This is a genomic window from Allobosea sp. 47.2.35, assembly GCF_024655635.1.
Lineage (GTDB): Bacteria > Pseudomonadota > Alphaproteobacteria > Rhizobiales > Beijerinckiaceae > Allobosea.
The window spans coordinates 42121-57885 of sequence record NZ_JANLGI010000015.1; the positions used below are offsets into that span (position 1 = coordinate 42121).

15 protein-coding genes and 1 other RNA gene are annotated in these 15765 nt (G+C 66.9%); 12 read left to right on the forward strand and 4 right to left on the reverse strand.

Annotated elements, in window-relative coordinates:
- Nucleotides 1-47 precede the first annotated feature (47 nt).
- Together NUV79_RS17915 and NUV79_RS17920 are read right to left on the reverse strand one after the other, a co-directional pair.
- Nucleotides 48-851, reverse strand: a complete 804-nt coding sequence (locus NUV79_RS17915) for a peptidoglycan recognition protein family protein (RefSeq protein ID WP_257734465.1) — start codon at nt 849-851, stop codon at nt 48-50.
- A gap of 10 nt (nt 852-861) precedes the next feature.
- Nucleotides 862-1611 (reverse strand): TerB family tellurite resistance protein, encoded by a 750-nt coding sequence (locus tag NUV79_RS17920; protein WP_257734466.1) that lies wholly within the window; start codon nt 1609-1611, stop codon nt 862-864.
- 355 nt (nt 1612-1966) lie between these two features.
- Between NUV79_RS17920 and NUV79_RS17925 the strand changes: the two genes are divergently transcribed.
- Both NUV79_RS17925 and rnpB read left to right on the forward strand, forming a co-directional pair.
- Nucleotides 1967-2620, forward strand: a complete 654-nt coding sequence (locus NUV79_RS17925; protein ID WP_257734467.1) for a lytic transglycosylase domain-containing protein — start codon at nt 1967-1969, stop codon at nt 2618-2620.
- A gap of 57 nt (nt 2621-2677) precedes the next feature.
- An RNA gene (gene rnpB, locus NUV79_RS17930) (RNase P RNA component class A) lies at nt 2678-3084 on the forward strand.
- A gap of 182 nt (nt 3085-3266) precedes the next feature.
- On the opposite strand, the gene NUV79_RS17935 is transcribed toward rnpB, so the two are convergent.
- The gene (locus NUV79_RS17935) at nt 3267-3689 is read right to left on the reverse strand and encodes an organic hydroperoxide resistance protein (protein WP_257734468.1); all 423 of its coding nucleotides are present in this window, start codon (nt 3687-3689) and stop codon (nt 3267-3269) included.
- A gap of 129 nt (nt 3690-3818) precedes the next feature.
- On the opposite strand from NUV79_RS17935, the gene NUV79_RS17940 reads away from it, so the two are divergent.
- The 9 genes from NUV79_RS17940 (at nt 3819) to murD (ending at nt 13849) form a co-directional block, all read left to right on the forward strand.
- Entirely contained in the window at nt 3819-4301 is a 483-nt protein-coding gene (locus NUV79_RS17940; protein WP_257734469.1) for a MarR family winged helix-turn-helix transcriptional regulator, read from the forward strand.
- A gap of 419 nt (nt 4302-4720) precedes the next feature.
- The gene (locus tag NUV79_RS17945; protein WP_257734470.1) at nt 4721-5197 is read left to right on the forward strand and encodes a division/cell wall cluster transcriptional repressor MraZ; all 477 of its coding nucleotides are present in this window, start codon (nt 4721-4723) and stop codon (nt 5195-5197) included.
- Nucleotides 5194-6234: a 16S rRNA (cytosine(1402)-N(4))-methyltransferase RsmH gene (rsmH, locus tag NUV79_RS17950; RefSeq protein ID WP_257734471.1), complete on the forward strand. Its 1041-nt coding sequence runs from the start codon at nt 5194-5196 to the stop codon at nt 6232-6234. The genes NUV79_RS17945 and rsmH overlap by 4 nt, the downstream gene beginning before the upstream one ends.
- Nucleotides 6235-6236: 2 nt before the next feature.
- The gene (gene ftsL, locus NUV79_RS17955) at nt 6237-6623 is read left to right on the forward strand and encodes a cell division protein FtsL (protein ID WP_257734472.1); all 387 of its coding nucleotides are present in this window, start codon (nt 6237-6239) and stop codon (nt 6621-6623) included.
- Nucleotides 6624-6649: 26 nt separating this feature from the next.
- Nucleotides 6650-8398, forward strand: coding sequence for a peptidoglycan D,D-transpeptidase FtsI family protein (locus NUV79_RS17960; RefSeq protein ID WP_257734563.1), 1749 nt, complete (start codon nt 6650-6652; stop codon nt 8396-8398).
- 27 nt (nt 8399-8425) lie between these two features.
- Nucleotides 8426-9880: a UDP-N-acetylmuramoyl-L-alanyl-D-glutamate--2,6-diaminopimelate ligase gene (locus NUV79_RS17965; protein WP_257734564.1), complete on the forward strand. Its 1455-nt coding sequence runs from the start codon at nt 8426-8428 to the stop codon at nt 9878-9880.
- Nucleotides 9877-11304: a UDP-N-acetylmuramoylalanyl-D-glutamyl-2,6-diaminopimelate--D-alanyl-D-alanine ligase gene (locus tag NUV79_RS17970; RefSeq protein WP_257734473.1), complete on the forward strand. Its 1428-nt coding sequence runs from the start codon at nt 9877-9879 to the stop codon at nt 11302-11304. Before NUV79_RS17965 ends, NUV79_RS17970 begins: the two co-directional genes overlap by 4 nt.
- 18 nt (nt 11305-11322) lie before the next feature.
- Complete coding sequence (mraY, locus tag NUV79_RS17975; protein WP_257734474.1) at nt 11323-12405, forward strand: phospho-N-acetylmuramoyl-pentapeptide-transferase; 1083 nt, start codon at nt 11323-11325, stop codon at nt 12403-12405.
- Between the two features lie 10 nt (nt 12406-12415).
- Nucleotides 12416-13849: a UDP-N-acetylmuramoyl-L-alanine--D-glutamate ligase gene (gene murD / locus NUV79_RS17980; RefSeq protein ID WP_257734475.1), complete on the forward strand. Its 1434-nt coding sequence runs from the start codon at nt 12416-12418 to the stop codon at nt 13847-13849.
- 3 nt (nt 13850-13852) lie between these two features.
- Here murD and NUV79_RS17985 read toward each other — a convergent pair whose 3' ends face one another.
- Nucleotides 13853-14326, reverse strand: a complete 474-nt coding sequence (locus NUV79_RS17985) for a VOC family protein (RefSeq protein WP_257734565.1) — start codon at nt 14324-14326, stop codon at nt 13853-13855.
- 312 nt (nt 14327-14638) lie between these two features.
- Between NUV79_RS17985 and NUV79_RS17990 the strand changes: the two genes are divergently transcribed.
- Complete coding sequence (locus NUV79_RS17990; protein ID WP_257734476.1) at nt 14639-15763, forward strand: FtsW/RodA/SpoVE family cell cycle protein; 1125 nt, start codon at nt 14639-14641, stop codon at nt 15761-15763.
- Nucleotides 15764-15765: the final 2 nt, after the last annotated feature.

The window sequence follows — 15765 nt, forward strand, 5'->3', positions numbered from 1 at the left end:
CGCCGTCCGGCGAGTTAACTTCCTGCAATCTTTGGCTTAGCCGCAGCTCAGGCGGTGCGGGCGGCTTGCGTGGCGGCGAGCAGGTCGCGCAGCGTCGTGATCGTCGAGGAATCGGCGACGCCGTCGACCTTCTCCTGGCGCCAATGGCGCTGGAAGGCGGCGACCACCGCCTCAAGCTTCTCGTCGAAGATGCCGTCGACGGCGACGCCATAGCCGAGCATCGCGAACATCGCCTGCAAGGCCTCGACCGGCTGGCCGCTTTCGCCACGGGCGAAGAAGCGCCCGCCGCGGATCGGGGCCGGTTCGGTCCACAGGCCGACGCCCGCCTCGGCAAAGCGGCGCCACGGGAATTTCTCGCCGGGATCGATCTTGCGGCCGGGCGCGATGTCGGAATGGGCGAGCACGCGCTCAGGGGGAATGGACCAGCGCTCGCAGATGTCGCGGCAGAGGTTCAGCGTCGCCGCGATCTGCTCCTCGGGATAGTCGGGCAGGCCGCCGGGATGGCCGGGATTGGCGATCTCGATGCCGATCGAGCAGGAGTTGATGTCGGTCTCGCCGGCCCAGTGCGAGGCGCCGGCATGCCAGGCGCGCCGGCCCTCCGGCACGAGCTGGAGCGTGTGGCCGTTCTCGAAGACGAAATAATGCGAGGAGACCTGCGCGACCGGGTTGCAGAGCCATTGCAGCGCTTCGCCCGCGACCGGCATGCCGGTGTAGTGCAGGATCAGCATGTCTGGCCGGCGTCCGGGCCTGCCGTCCGGGTGCTTGCGTTCGCCATGGTTAGGCGAGGGGAAGATTTTCGCGGCGAAGCGGCTGTCGGGCTTGGCCACGTCCGGTGGGGCGATATCGGTCATGCGGGCTGGCTCAGGCGGGTTGCGGCGCGAGGCTGCGATTCATGCCGCGTTCCTTCTGGATCGCGTCCCAGGCGGCGTTGATGGCGGCGATGCGGCGCGTTGCGATGGCGATCGCCTCCTCCGGCAGGCCACGGGCGATCTCGCGGTCGGGATGGGTTTCGGCGACGAGGCGGCGGTAATGCCGTTTCAGTTCGGCGTCGTTCATCTCGCGATTGGCGCCGAGGACGAGATAGGGGTCGTCCGGCCGGCGGGCATGGCGGGCCTCGATCCGGGCGAAATCGGCCTCGGCGATGCCGAAGATGCCGGCGACGGCCTGGAGATAGGCGTGCTCGGCCTCGTGGATCGCGCCATCGGCGGCGGCGATCAGGAAGAGCCCGTCGAGCACGTCCTCCAGCAAAGCGGGCTCGTCCTTGAAGGCGCCGGCGATCTGCGTGGCATAGGCCTCGAAGCCAGCGCTGGTCTGCTTGGCGAGATCGAACAGGCGCTCGATGCGCTGCTGCTGGTCGGGCGGGACCTCGACGATGCGGCGGAAGGCGGTGACCTCGTCGCAGGTCACGACGCCGTCCGAGCGCGCCATCTTGGCGGCGAGCGCGACGAGGCCGGTGGTGAAGACCAGCTCGCGCGGCGCCGGGCCGAAGGGCGCGCCCTCGCGATCGACCAGGACATGGCCGGCGAGCGCGCCGACGAGAGCGCCGAGCGGGCCGCCGATCACGAGCCCGAGCCCGCCGCCGCCCAGAGCGCCCCAGAAAGAGGAAGCCATCACAAAACCGATCCCGGTGAATCCGAATGCGCGGATGATGGGAGAAGGGGGCTTGCCCGCGCAAGAGCGCCCGGTGCGACGGCCTGCCGCGCCAAAAATGCACATCCATCCGGGAATGAGGCCGAAATGCGGCAGCTGATTCGCCTGCTTGATTCGCGTGCCGAGGCGGGGAGCCGGCGAAGTTTTTGAGTCGAACGAATACATATGAATACTGAATAGTTAAATATAGAATAAATTCCTGTACACGCTAATTGTTGTGCGTTTTTCTGTGGAATGTGCCAGATTATCGACACATTCGACCATCAGTTGAGCAGCCCCATCGGCCAGTCATGGCTCAATGGGGTTCAAATTCGACATGCGATATATCTGTGGTGGTCTTGCGGCTGCGTGCCTGATTAGCCTCTCTGGGGTTGCCCTGGCCGAGGATTTCGTCAACGCGGAAACGGACCCCCGGTCGCTGCTCGTTCGTGATGCCGAGATCGCCCGCGCCAAGGCTGCCGAAGGCAAGGGCGAGGACGTCCAGGCCGAGGCTCCCAAGGCGAAGTCCGCGACCCGCGCCGCCAAGGTTGAGGCCGCCAAGGCTGAAGCCGACAAGACCGAGACCCGCGCCAGCCGCGCGCTCGCCGCTCCGGCAGGCTCCGAGGGCATCAAGGCGATCGTCGCCCGCCACGCCGCGGCCAATGGCGTGCCGTTCTCGCTGGCCGATGCCGTCGTGCGCGTCGAGAGCCGCTACAATCCCCGCGCCTCGCATGCCGGCAATTACGGCCTGATGCAGATCCGCCACCAGACGGCGCGCGGCATGGGCTATTCCGGCGGTGCCGGCGGCCTGCTCGATGCCGAGACCAATGCGCGCTTCGGGATGAAGTATCTGGCGCAGGCCTACAAGCTCGCCGGCGGCGACACCTGCCGCACCATCATGAAGTATCAGAGCGGCCATATGGCGACCCGCATGAGCGGCGCCAACCGCACCTATTGCGCCAAGGTGCGCACGATCACCGCCCGCAACTGACCTGATGCGGCCCGGTTTCGCTTGACGCCGGGCGCGCCAGCGCGCATCTCCCCCTCGCCAGTCGGCCGGACGGCCGCTCTCGCTTGCGAGGGAGGAAAGTCCGGGCTCCACGGAAACACGGTGCCGGATAACGTCCGGCGGGGGCGACCCCAGGGAAAGCGCCACAGAGATCGAACCGCCCTGCGCTGGAGAGCTTCGGCTTTTCCGGCAGGGTAAGGGTGAAAAGGTGCGGTAAGAGCGCACCGCGGACCCGGCAACGGGGACGGCATGGCAAGCCCCACCGGGAGCAAAACCGAATAGGGACGATGCTGCCCGCGCAAGCGGGCAGGGGCAGGTTTCTGTGCCTTGTCGTCCGGGTTGGTTGCTCGAGGCGCGCAGCAATGCGCGTCCCAGAGGAATGGCCGTCACGTTATCGGAGAAATCCGGTAGCCATCCAGAACCCGGCTTACAGGCCGACTGGCGCTTGATGCCCGCAAATTCTACTCCAGCGGGCATCTGAAGCGATCGCCTGCGCTTCCGGTGCTCACGGACTGATGTCCGCTGCGCTCCGGTTCTCGGCGACCGCTCCAGCTTCCGCGCTGGAGCGAATTTTCAAGCATCAAGCCTGCAAATACCGGCTGGATCAGTCTTTCAGGCGAGGTGGTTATCAGGCCACCGTCGTCTCGACCGGGATGTTGCCCTTCGTCGCGTGCGAATAGGGGCAGACGACATGGGCCTTCTTCACGAGGTCCTCGACCACGGTCTTGTCGAGGCCGGGGATCGAGACGGTCAACTTGGCGGCGATGCCGAAGCCCTGGCCATCGTCGCGGGCGCCGATGCCGATATCGGCCGAGACCTTCGCGTCATCCGGGATCTTCACCTTCTCCTTACCGGCGACGAACTTGAGCGCGCCGAGGAAGCAGGCCGAGTAGCCCATGGCGAAGAGCTGCTCGGGATTGGTGCCTTCGCCGCCGCCGCCGCCGAGTTCCTTGGGTGTGTTCAGCGCGAGCTTGACGTTGCCGGTATCGGTCGCGGCCTGGCCTTCGCGGCCGCCGGTGGCGGAGCCATGGGCGGTGTAGAGCGTCTTCATGATCGGTCTCCTTGCTCACTGGGTTGATGGTTGTTTTTAGATTGTGCGCAATTAGATTGTCAACAATTAATTTGAGCGCGGCAAATAGCGGTTGATCGCGGGGTCGCTTTCGGCTTTCCGTGAGGCGGGATGATCGGCGAGGGTGTGATGGCGAAGCAGGACAGGGCCGGGGAGGGCATGCCGCGTCTGGAGCAGCAGCTCTGTTTCGCGATCTATCAGGTCGGCCATGCCTTCAGCCGGGCTTACCGCCCGATCCTGGCCGCGCTCGGGCTGACTTACCCGCAATATCTCGTGATGCTCGTGCTTTGGGAGCAGGATGGGCTGACGGTGAAGGATCTGGGCGAGCGGCTGATGCTCGATTCCGGCACGCTGACGCCGCTGCTGAAGCGGCTCGAAGCTTCCGGCCTGATCCGGCGCGAGCGCGATGCGCGCGACGAGCGGCAGGTGCGCATCCATCTCGCCGAGAAGGGCGAGGGGCTGCGCGAGCGGGGGCGCTGCGTGCAGGACGCTGTCGGCGAGGCGCTCGGCGGGACGGCCGGCGATGCCGGGCGGTTGCGCGATCAGCTTGGCCTCGTCCGCGATGCGCTGCTGGCGTCGTCGCGCGACGGCTGAGCGGAGCCTTTTGCCGTAGGCGCCACCTTCCCTGCGCCTTCCGGGCGGCGGCTTGCGGCCTGCTAAAAATAACGGCCCGCTTTCGTAAATATTTTTCGCATCGCTGAAATGATTTTCCGCCTGCCCATAGGGTCGGGCGACGCCGAATTGCGCGTGCTTACGGATACTTAACCTTAACGAGCTGTGATGGCGGAGAGTCCTCGCGGGTGCGCCGTTGCACCCGTGATTCCATTGACGCCCATATAGGCCCATGCTATCCCAAATCATCCCGTCGAAGCCGGCAGGCAAACCAAGGGTCAGGCTCCGTGTGCCGCGCGGAATTTGGCTTGCTGGCCTGCCTTGCCCGCTTCGACGGAGAGTCCTTTCGCCGCTTGCCCATCTCAGCGGTGGCGCCTTGAAGAGCAGGCCGGGAGGCGGCGTTGACGGACCGCTTCGTCTCGAATTTCACGAACCGGCTCGACGCCAAGGGGCGCGTCTCCATTCCCTCGAGTTTCCGGTCGGTGCTGGCCAAGGACGGCTACGAGGGTCTCTATGTCCATCAGGGGCTCGACCTGCCGGCGCTGGATGCCGGCGGCAACGCGCTCAGGGCTACGATCGACGATATCCTCGCGCGCTTCTCGCCGTTCTCGGACGAGTGGGAATTGCTCTCGACGGCGCTGAACGGCACCTCGGAGGTGCTGAAGATCGATACGGAGGGCCGTATGGTGCTGAGCGAGGCGCTGAAGGCGCATGCCGGTATCGGCGATGCCGTGACCTTCGTCGGGCACGGCCACAAGTTCCAGATCTGGGAGCCGGAGCGGTTCCGCGCGCATCTCGACGCTGCGCGGACGCGCCTGCGCGACGTGAAGCGCACGCTCGGCAGCTTGACCATTCCAACGGGAGGCACGGGCACATGACGGACCATGGCGACCGTTCCGGCGGAGCCATTGGCGGACCGGTTCGTCATGTGCCCGTGTTGCTCGCCGAGGTTCTGGATGCGCTCGCGCCGCAGGCCGGCGGGCGCTATCTCGACGGTACCTTCGGGGCGGGAGGCTATTCCCGCGCGATCCTCGAGGCCGAGCCGGATGTGACCCTGCTGGGACTGGACCGCGACCCGACGGCGATCGCCGGCGGGGCCGATCTCGTCGCCGAGATGGCCGGACGCCTGACGCTGTCCCAGGCCAATTTCGGCGAGCTTGCCGAGGAGGCCGAGCGCTTCAAGATGGCGCCGCTCGACGGCGTCGTGCTCGATATCGGCGTCTCCTCGATGCAAATCGATCAGGCAGAGCGCGGCTTTTCGTTCCGCTTCGACGGGCCGCTCGACATGCGGATGAGCAGCAGCGGGCAGAGCGCGGCGGACCTCGTCAACGAGGCCGAGGAAGGGCTGCTCGCCAATATCTTCTATCACTATGGCGAGGAGCGTCGCTCGCGCGCCGTCGCGCGCGCCGTGGTCGAGGCCCGCCGCAAGGCGCCAATCACGACGACCAAGCAATTGGCCGATCTCGTCGCCGGCATCGTCTGGGGCGAGCCCGGCGGGGCGCATCCGGCGACGCGCGTGTTCCAGGCGCTGCGCATCGCGGTCAATGACGAACTCGGCGAGCTGGTCCGGGCGCTGCACGCGGCCGAGACCGTGCTGAAGCCGGGCGGGCGACTGGTCGTGGTGACCTTCCATTCCCTGGAAGACCGTATCGTCAAGCAGTTCTTCGCGGAGCGCTCCGGCCGGGTGCCGGCGGGCTCGCGCCATGCGCCGGCGGTTGCCGCCGCGCAGTCGACCTTCAGGCTGGTCGCCAAGGGTGCGGTCGCGCCGTCCGAGGCCGAGATGCGGGCCAATCCGCGGGCGCGCTCGGCCAAGCTGCGTGCCGCCGAACGCAACGAGGCGCCGGCACGCCGGGCCGATGCCGGGCTCGTCGCGCTCTCCACCGTCCCCGACCCGCAGCCGCGCCGGAGGCCCTGAGCGTGATCAAGCTCCTGCATGTCATTGCCATCGGCGCGCTGGTCTCCTCGGCGGTCTATGCCTATTCGATCAAATACGAGACGACGCTGGCGACCGAGCATCTCCAGAAGCTCAAGTCCAAGACCCAGCGCGAGCGCGACGCCATCGCCGTGCTCAAGGCCGAGTGGCAGTTCCTCAACCGGCCCGACCGCGTCCAGATGCTGGCGGAGCGCCATCTCGACCTCCAGCCCTTCGTGGTTACGCAGGTGGTCAAGCCCTCGGACATCCCGAACCGCGGCCCCAAGGTCGATACCATCGGCCGCAAGCTCGAGGATCTCGGGCTGGGCATGCCGACCGAGACTCCCAGGAACACCAGGGCGGGCGCCACCACGCCGGGGCCGATGCCATGACCGAGCCGACACGAAACGAGGTTTCGATGGAGCAGCAGCACGAGGCCGCCGAGGGCGTGGTCAAGCGCGGGCGCCTGGCCTGGTTGCGCGACGTCTTCCGCATGAGCGGCGAGAAAAGCGAGCCGCGCGTCGGCCTCGTCATCCTCGGCTTCTCCGCGCTGTTCCTCGCCATCACCGGCCGTCTGGTCTATCTCGGCGTCGCCCCGAACGAGCAGGTGGGCCTGCGCCGCGCGACCTCCAATGCCATTTCGGCCGCCCGGCCCGACATCGTCGACCGCAACGGCGAGGTCATGGCGACCGATATCCGCACGGTCTCGGTCTTCGCCGAGCCGCGCCGTATCCTCGACAAGGACGAGGCGACCGAGCTTTTGACGGCCGTGCTGCCGGACCTCGACGCCAAGGAACTGCGCGACAAACTCGGCACCAAGAAGGGCTTCGTCTGGGTCAAGCGCGAGATCACGCCGCGCCAGCAGGCGGAAGTCCACCGGCTTGGCATCCCCGGCGTCGGGTTCGTGCCCGAGAACAAGCGCGTCTACCCGAACGGCAATGCCGCAGCCCACGTGCTCGGCTTCGCGAATATCGACAATGTCGGCATTGCCGGAATCGAGAAATACATCGACTCGCAAGGCCTGCAGGACCTGAACGGAGCGGGGCTGGCGACCGAGGCGTCCGATCTCAAGCCGGTCAAGCTGTCGATCGACCTGCGTGTCCAGCACCTGCTGCGAGACGAACTCGCCAAGGGACTGGAACGCTTCAAGGCCATCGCCGCCGCGGGCGCGATCATGGACGTCAACACCGGCGAGGTGATCGCGCTGGTCTCGCTGCCCGATTTCGATCCGGGTAACCCGGTCGATGCGCTGGAGAAGGACCGGATCAACCGGATGAATGTCGGCGTCTACGAGATGGGCTCGACCTTCAAGGCGCTGACCATCGCGATGGCGCTGGATTCCGGCAAGGTGAACATCAATTCGAGCTTCTCGACCGCCGGCGGCATGATGCGGTTCGGCCGGCAGGTCATCAAGGAATACCACGGCACCGGCCGGACGCTGACCGTGCCGGAAGTCTTCCTGCACTCGTCGAACATGGGCTCGATCAAGATGGCGCTGGCCGTCGGCGTCGAGGGCCACAAGGCCTTCCTCAAGAAGATGATGCAGCTCGACCGGATGACGACCGAGCTGCCGGAAAGCGCGGCGCCGATCGTTCCGCAGCGCTGGGGCGAAATCAACACCGCGACCATCGCCTTCGGCCACGGCCTCGCCGTCGCGCCGCTGCAGGCGCTGTCGGCGGTCGCCGCGCTGGTCAATGGCGGCTACCTGATGAAGCCGACCTTCCTGAAGCGCAGCGAGGAGGAAGCCCGGCAGGTTGCGACCCGCGTGATCAAGCCGGAGACCTCGGAGGCGATGCGCTTCATCATGCGGCTCAACGGCGAGAAGGGCTCGGCCCGCAAGGCCGACGTTGCCGGCTATTTCGTCGGCGGCAAGACCGGCACGGCCGAAAAGGTCATCAACGGCCGCTACGCCAAGAACAAGAACTTCACGACCTTCACGGCGATCGCCCCTTCCGACAAGCCGAAATACCTGTTCCTCGCGATCTATGACGAGCCGAAGGGCTATGCCGAGAGCGGCGGCTATTCAACCGCGGCGTGGAATGCCGGCGTCACGACCGGCCGCGTGATCGAGCGCGCCGGGCCGATCCTGGGGCTCAACCCGCGCTTCGACCCGCCGCCGTTGCCCTTCCCGCTGATGGCGCGGCTCGGCGCCTGGGGTTCGCGCTAAGCACAGTCTATAACGGTGGCCATGACGATGACCGGATACAGCCTCGGAGACCTCTTCCCCGAGATTTTCGAGGCTGAGGCCGCGAGCCAGCAGGTGCATGGCGTGGCCTTCGACAGCCGCAAGGTGACCGGCGACGACGTCTTCGTCGCGCTCGCCGGTGCCAAGGCCGATGGCGCGCGCTTCATCATGGATGCGGTCGGGCATGGCGCGGTCGCGATCGTCTCGGGCGGCCCGCGCCCGGCCGACCTGCCGGCCGGCGTCGCCTTCGCGCAGGTCGACGATCCGCGGCTGGCGTTGTCCCTGGCCGCGGCGAAAATCCATCCGCGGCAGCCGGAGACCATTGTCGCGGTGACCGGGACCAGCGGCAAATCCTCGGTCGCGGATTTCACCCGCCAGATCTTCCAGGCGCTCGGCCATGAAGCGGCGAGCGTCGGTACGATCGGCGTCGTGACCAGCAAGGGCGCCGATTACGGCTCGCTGACGACGCCGGACCCGCTCTCGCTGCACGCCTCCTTCGACAAGCTCGCGGGCGAGGGCATCACGCATCTGGCGATGGAGGCCTCCTCGCACGGGCTCGACCAGCGCCGCCTCGACGGCGTGCGGCTCAGCGCCGGCGCCTTCCTCAATCTCGGGCGCGACCATCTCGATTATCACCCGAGCGTCGAGGACTACCTCGCCGCGAAACTGCGGCTCTGGGACTTGCTGCCCGCGGGCGCTCCGGTGGTGATCAACCGCGACGAGCCCTATGCGGAGGAGGCGGCTGAGGCTGCGGCCAAGGCGGGGCACCCGATCATCGGCATCGGCCGCGAGGGCGAGACGCTGACCTTGCTGCGCAACGAGCGCGACGGCTTCTCGCAGCGCCTGACCGTCGGGTTCGACGGGCGCGAGCTATCGGTCGACCTGCCGCTGGTCGGCGATTTCATGGCCGGCAATGCGCTGGTTGCGGCCGGGCTCGCCATCGCGACTGGCGAGGACAAGGCTCGTTCGCTCAAGGCGATTTCCGGACTGAAGGGCGTCGCCGGGCGGCTCGAACGCGTCGGCGAGACCAATGGTGGGCTCGTCGTCGTCGATTACGCGCATAAGCCCGATGCGCTCGCTGCGGTTCTGACCACGCTCAGGCCCTATGCGACCGGGCGGCTGATCTGCGTCTTCGGCTGCGGCGGCGACCGCGACAAGGGCAAGCGCCCATTGATGGGCGCGATCGCGGCCGAGAAGGCCGATATCGCCATCGTCACCGACGACAATCCGCGCAGCGAGAACCCGGCGACGATCCGGGCCGAGATCATGGCCGCTTCGCCCAAGCTCCAGGAGATCGGCGACCGCGAGGAAGCGATCAACGCTGCCGTCAAGATGCTGAAGCCTGGGGATTTGCTGATCGTGGCCGGAAAAGGCCATGAATCCGGCCAGATCATAGGCGACCGGACGCTGCCCTTCTCGGACCATGACGTGGTCCGCAAGGCGCTATCGGAGATGACGAAATGAGCGCCCCGCTCTGGACCGGAGACAAGCTGATCGCGGCGTTGCGCGCGAAGCCTGAGGGCGCCGTGCCGCCGGTCGTGACCGGCGCCTCGATCGATACCCGCACGCTGGAGCCGGGCGACGTCTTCTTCGCCATCACCGGCGAGGCCCGCAGCGGGCATGATTTCGTCAAGGGCGCGCTCGACAAGGGCGCGGCGCTCGCCGTGATCGACGAGGCGCATGCGGCGCAGTTTGAGGGCGCCGGCGCGCTTGCCGTCGTGCCGGACGTGCTGAAGGCGATGGAGCATGCGGGCACCGCGCGCCGTGCCGAGCTCAAGGCAGGTGTCGTGGCGGTCACCGGCTCGGTCGGCAAGACCGGCACCAAGGAGGCTTTGCGCCTTGTGCTCTCGCGCCAGGGCAATACCCATGCGCCGGTTGCCTCCTACAACAACCACTGGGGCGTGCCGCTCACATTGTGTCGGACGCCCAGCGACGTCGCCTATGGCGTCTACGAGATTGGCATGAACAGCCCCGGCGAGATCGTCCCACTGGCACGGATGGTGCGCCCGCAGGTCGCCATCGTCACCACGATCCAGCCCGTGCATCTCGCGGCCTTCGCCTCGCTGGAGGGGATCGCCGAGGAGAAGGCCGGGGTCTATTGGGAGCTGGAGAAGGGCGGCACGGCGATCGTCAATGCCGATATCCCGCAATCCGAACTGCTGCGCGATATCGCCAAATCCGGCCCGGCCGGGCGGATCATCACCTTCGGCGAAAGCCCCGATGCCGACGTCAAGCTGATCTCCTGTGCACTGAAGCCTGACCTGTCGACGGTCGAGGCCCGCGTCTTCGGCGAGCCGGTGACCTACCGGCTGGGCAGCCCCGGCAAGCATATCGTGCTGAACTCGCTCGCGGTGCTGGCCGCCGTGCATGCGCTCGGCGCCGATCTCGCGCTGGCGGCGCTGGCGCTGGGCGACCTCACGCCGCCGGCCGGACGGGGCGCGCGGCAGGTGCTGCAGGCGCCGGGCGGCAGGATCACGCTGCTCGACGAGAGCTATAACGGCAACCCCGCCTCGATGCGGGCCGCGATCGAGAATCTCGGCCGCCTGCCGGTCGAGGGCCGCGGCCGGCGCATCGCCGTGCTCGGCGACATGCTCGAACTCGGGCCGACCGGGCCGGAGCTGCATCGCGGGCTCGCGGAGCCGCTGGTTTCGAACGGCATCGACAAGGTCTTCACCTGTGGCCCGCTGATGAAGGGGCTGCATGAAAGCTTGCCTTCCGCCATGCGGGGGGCTTATGCCGCCTCCGCGAGCGAGCTGGAGCCGCTCGTGCTCGATGCGATTCGCGGCGGTGACACCGTCACGGTCAAGGGATCGCTGGGCACGCGCATGGGTCCGATCGTCAAGGCGATCCTCGCGCGCTTTCCTGCTGTGCCTGCCGAAGACCGATAGACAAGAGAACCAAGCAGTATGCTCGTCTGGCTCGCCGACTTCGCCAGCACCTTCCCGGTGCTGAACGTCTTCCGCTACATCACCTTCCGCGCAGGCGGAGCGACGGCGACGGCGCTGCTCTTCGTCTTCTTCTTCGGGCCCTCGGCGATCTCCTGGCTCCGGATCAAGCAGGGCAAGGGCCAGCCGATCCGCACCGACGGACCGGAATCGCATCTCGCCAAGCGCGGCACGCCGACCATGGGCGGGCTGATGATCCTGACCGGGCTGTTCGTCGCGGTGCTGCTCTGGGGCAACCTGCGCAACCCTTATGTCTGGATCGTGCTCGGCGTCACCGCGGCCTATGGCGCGATCGGCTTCTATGACGATTATCTCAAGGTCACCAAGCAGTCGCATAAGGGCTTCTCGGGCAAGGCGCGCATTTCGATCGAGGTCGTGGTCGCGCTGATCGCCTGCTATTTCATCATGCAGACGCAGCCGCCGGCGATCGGCTCGGGCTTCGCGATGCCCTTCCTCAAGGAAGCGATCATCCCGCTCGGCATCCTGTTTCCGCTGGTCACCGCCTTCGTCGTGGTCGGCGCCGGCAATTCGGTGAACCTGACCGACGGTCTCGACGGGCTCGCCATCGTGCCGGTGATGATCGCGGCTGGCACCTTCGGCTTCATCTCCTATCTTGTCGGCAACGCGATCTTCGCCAACTACCTGCAGATTCACCATATCCCCGGCGCCGGCGAGCTTGCGGTGATCTGTGGCGCGGTGATCGGCGCCGGCCTCGGCTTCCTCTGGTTCAACGCACCGCCGGCCCAGATATTCATGGGTGATACCGGCTCGCTGGGTCTCGGCGGCCTGCTCGGCACCATCGCGGTCGCGACCAAGCACGAGATCGTTCTGGCGATCGTCGGCGGCCTTTTCGTCGTCGAGGCGCTCTCGGTCATCATCCAGGTCTTCGTGTTCAAGCGCACGGGCAAGCGCGTCTTCCTGATGGCGCCGATCCACCATCATTTCGAGAAACTGGGCTGGACCGAGCCGCAGGTCGTGATCCGCTTCTGGATCATTTCGGTGGTGTTGGCGCTGGTCGGCCTCGCCACGCTGAAGCTGCGCTGAGAGTGCACGCATGACGCCCGTCACCGTTTTCGCCGGGCGTAGGGTCGCCCTGTTTGGCCTCGGCGGCTCGGGGCTTGCGACGGCGCGTGCGCTCAAGGCGGGCGGCGCCGAGGTCGCGGCCTGGGACGACAACGAGAAAAGCCGGGACAAAGCTGCGGCTGAGGGTATCGCCGTCGTCGATCTCGCAAGCGCCGACTGGTCCGGTTTCGCGGCTTTCGTGCTCTCGCCCGGCGTGCCGTTGACCCATCCCGAGCCGCACTGGACCGTCGGCAAGGCCAAGGTTGCCGGCGTCGCGATCATCGGCGATGTCGAATTGTTCTTTTTGGAGCGGGCGAAGATCGCGCCGGGCTCTCCAGTCGTCTGCATTACCGGCACCAACGGCAAGTCGACCACGACCGCGCTGATCGCGCATGTGCTGAAGGAAGCCGGCCGCGACGTGCAGATGGGCGGCAATATCGGCACCGCCGTGCTGGCGCTGGAGCCGCCGGCCGCGAACCGCATCCATGTCATCGAGTGCTCAAGCTACCAGATCGACCTTGCGCCTTCGCTCAAGCCCACTGTCGGCATCCAGATGAACCTGACGCCGGATCATCTCGACCGGCACGGCTCGCTGGAGAACTACGCGGGAATCAAGGAACGGCTGGTCGCGGCGGCCGATATCGCGGTCGTCGGCGTCGATGACGAGGCTTCCAAGCAGATGGCGAGGCGCCGGGCCGCCGGAGGCCGCCCACTGGTCAGGATCAGCGGCGAGCAGCCTCTCGACGAGGGCGTCTTCGCCGGCGTCACCGCCAATCAGGGCCGGCTCGATACGCGCATCGTCGAAGTGAAGGACGGCAAGCCGAAGGTGGTGGCCAATCTCGCGGGGATCGGTTCGCTGCGCGGCTCGCACAACGCGCAGAATGCGGCGGCGGCCTTTGCCGCCTGCTCGGCCTTGGGCCTGAGCGCCGAGGAGATCGCTGATGGATTCAAGACCTATCCGGGCCTGGCGCATCGCATGGAGGAGCTCGGCCGGATCGGCCGCGTCGTCTTCATCAACGATTCCAAGGCGACCAACGCGGATTCGACCGAGAAGGCGCTGACCTCCTTCCACGGCATCTTCTGGATCCTCGGCGGCAAGGCCAAGGAGGGCGGCATCGAAAGCTTGCGCCGTTACTTCCCGAATATCGCCCGCGCCTACCTCATCGGGGCTGCAAGCGATCTCTTCGCCGCGACCTTCGACGATGACGGGCGCGTCTCCTATGAGCGCAGCGTCACGCTCGACAAGGCCGTGGCCGAGGCGACCCGCGACGCGCTGGCGGCGACGGGCGAGGGCGAGATCGCGGTGCTGCTCTCGCCGGCCTGCGCTTCCTTCGACCAGTTCCCGAATTTCGAGGTGCGCGGCGATACGTTCCGCAAGCTGGTCGCGGAGCTGCCGGGCTTCGAGCCTTTCGGCGGGAAGCGGTAGGCCTCAGCCCCGCCGCGCGGCCTCGATCTTCGCGACGTCGATTTTCTGCATCGTCATCATCGCGGCGAAGGCGCGTTTCGCCTCCTCGCCGCCGACGGCAAGCGCCTCGCTGAGCACACGCGGCGTGATTTGCCAGGACAGGCCCCATTTGTCCTTGCACCAGCCGCATTCGCTCTCCTGCCCGCCATTGCCGACGATGGCGTTCCAGTAGCGATCCGTCTCCTCCTGGTCCTCGGTGGCGATCTGGAAGGAGAAGGCCTCGCTATGCTTGAACATCGGTCCGCCATTGAGGCCGAGGCAGGGAATGCCGAGCACGGTGAAGGTGACCGTCAGCACGTCGCCGGCCTTGCCCGAAGGGAAATCGGTCGGGGCACGGAAAACCTCGTTCACGGCGCTGTCCGGGAAGGTCTCGGCATAGAAGCGGGCGGCGGCCTCAGCGTCCTTGTCGTACCACAGGCAGATCGTGTTCTTGGCGATGGCCATGGTCAGTCCTTTCGCTGTCGAGACAGGTGCGGGATGCAACTCCTCCCATGAGGGCGACAATACGTGTCAGGAGAGGCTCCTGCATCTGACAGGCGACACGGGGCGAAGATGAGGCATGGGGCCGATCGGGGTGGCAGAGGCTGCATCGAACAGGCCGCAGAATAGCGAGGCGCCGCTGTGGATCGTGATGCTCCGGAACCGCCGATCCGGGGCATCGGAATCAATCGGTTAACCATTCATTGACAGAGTGATTCGTCACGCAAGCGCGGCTTCGGTCGCGCCGAATTTGTCGATGGGATACCCGTCATGGTCTCGCGCGCGGAACCTTCTCTCAGCGGCCGCTGGTGGTGGTCGATCGACCGCCTCATCCTCACCGCGCTCGTCGCCCTGATGGTGTCGGGCGTCGTGCTGCTGATGGCGGGCGGGCCGCCGGTGGCCGAGCGGCTCGGCCTCTCGACGTTCCATTTCGTCAACCGGCAGGCGGCCTACCTCGTCGGCGCGATGGCGATCTTTCTCGGGGTGTCGCTGATGACGCCACGCCAGGTGCGCCGCGCCGCGCTGCTGATCTATCTCGGCTCGCTCGCCATGGTGGTGGCGACGCTCTATTTCGGCGTCGAGGTGAAGGGCGCCAAGCGCTGGCTGACGCTCGGCCCGTTGGGCTCGGTCCAGCCGTCCGAATTCCTCAAGCCCGCTTTCGTCATCATGGCCGCCTGGGCCTTCGCCGAGGGCACGCGCCGGCCGGACCTGCCGGGCACGATCCTGGCGCTGCTGCTGCTGCCGATCACCATCGTGCCGCTCGTCCTCCAGCCGGATTTCGGCCAGACCATGCTGGTCAGCCTCGTCTGGTGCGGGCTGTTCTTCGTCGCCGGCTTGCACTGGTTCTGGGTGATCGGGCTTGGCGGCATTGGCGCCGTCGGCATCCTCGTCGCCTATGAACTGGTGCCGCACGTTCGCGCCCGCATCGAGCGCTTCATGGACAAGGGCTCGGGCGACTCGTTCCAGGTCGACACGGCGCTGGAGAGCTTCGCGCAGGGCGGCTGGCTCGGCAAAGGCCCGGGCGAGGGCACGGTGAAGCGCATCCTGCCCGACGCCCATACCGACTTCATCTTCGCGGTGACCGCCGAGGAATTCGGCATCGTGGTCTGCATGCTGCTGGTCGCGCTCTTCGCCGCGATCGTGATCCGGGCGCTGTTCGTGGCGCAGAAGGCGGAGGACCCGTTCATTCGTCTCGCGGTCACCGGCCTTGCCCTGCTTTTCGGCATCCAGGCGGCAATCAACATGATGGTCAACCTGCACATGATGCCGGCCAAGGGCATGACGCTGCCCTTCATCTCCTATGGCGGCTCCTCGCTGCTCTCGCTCGCGGTCGGAACCGGTTTCCTGCTGGCATTGACCCGTCGCCGGCCGCGCGCGGTGGATTTCGGGCGCTGATC

Bases quoted from the DNA above. Each gene is read 5' to 3' on its own strand.
- NUV79_RS17915 (WP_257734465.1), bottom strand. From the start codon at position 851: ATGACCGATATCGCCCCACCGGACGTGGCCAAGCCCGACAGCCGCTTC.
- mraY (WP_257734474.1), top strand. From the start codon at position 11,323: ATGCTCGTCTGGCTCGCCGACTTCGCCAGCACCTTCCCGGTGCTGAAC.
- NUV79_RS17990 (WP_257734476.1), top strand. From the start codon at position 14,639: ATGGTCTCGCGCGCGGAACCTTCTCTCAGCGGCCGCTGGTGGTGGTCG.
- NUV79_RS17970 (WP_257734473.1), top strand. From the start codon at position 9,877: ATGAGCGCCCCGCTCTGGACCGGAGACAAGCTGATCGCGGCGTTGCGC.
- NUV79_RS17940 (WP_257734469.1), top strand. From the start codon at position 3,819: ATGATCGGCGAGGGTGTGATGGCGAAGCAGGACAGGGCCGGGGAGGGC.
- NUV79_RS17935 (WP_257734468.1), bottom strand. From the start codon at position 3,689: ATGAAGACGCTCTACACCGCCCATGGCTCCGCCACCGGCGGCCGCGAA.
- NUV79_RS17965 (WP_257734564.1), top strand. From the start codon at position 8,426: ATGACCGGATACAGCCTCGGAGACCTCTTCCCCGAGATTTTCGAGGCT.
- NUV79_RS17925 (WP_257734467.1), top strand. From the start codon at position 1,967: ATGCGATATATCTGTGGTGGTCTTGCGGCTGCGTGCCTGATTAGCCTC.
- murD (WP_257734475.1), top strand. From the start codon at position 12,416: ATGACGCCCGTCACCGTTTTCGCCGGGCGTAGGGTCGCCCTGTTTGGC.
- NUV79_RS17960 (WP_257734563.1), top strand. From the start codon at position 6,650: ATGGAGCAGCAGCACGAGGCCGCCGAGGGCGTGGTCAAGCGCGGGCGC.
- rsmH (WP_257734471.1), top strand. From the start codon at position 5,194: ATGACGGACCATGGCGACCGTTCCGGCGGAGCCATTGGCGGACCGGTT.
- NUV79_RS17920 (WP_257734466.1), bottom strand. From the start codon at position 1,611: ATGGCTTCCTCTTTCTGGGGCGCTCTGGGCGGCGGCGGGCTCGGGCTC.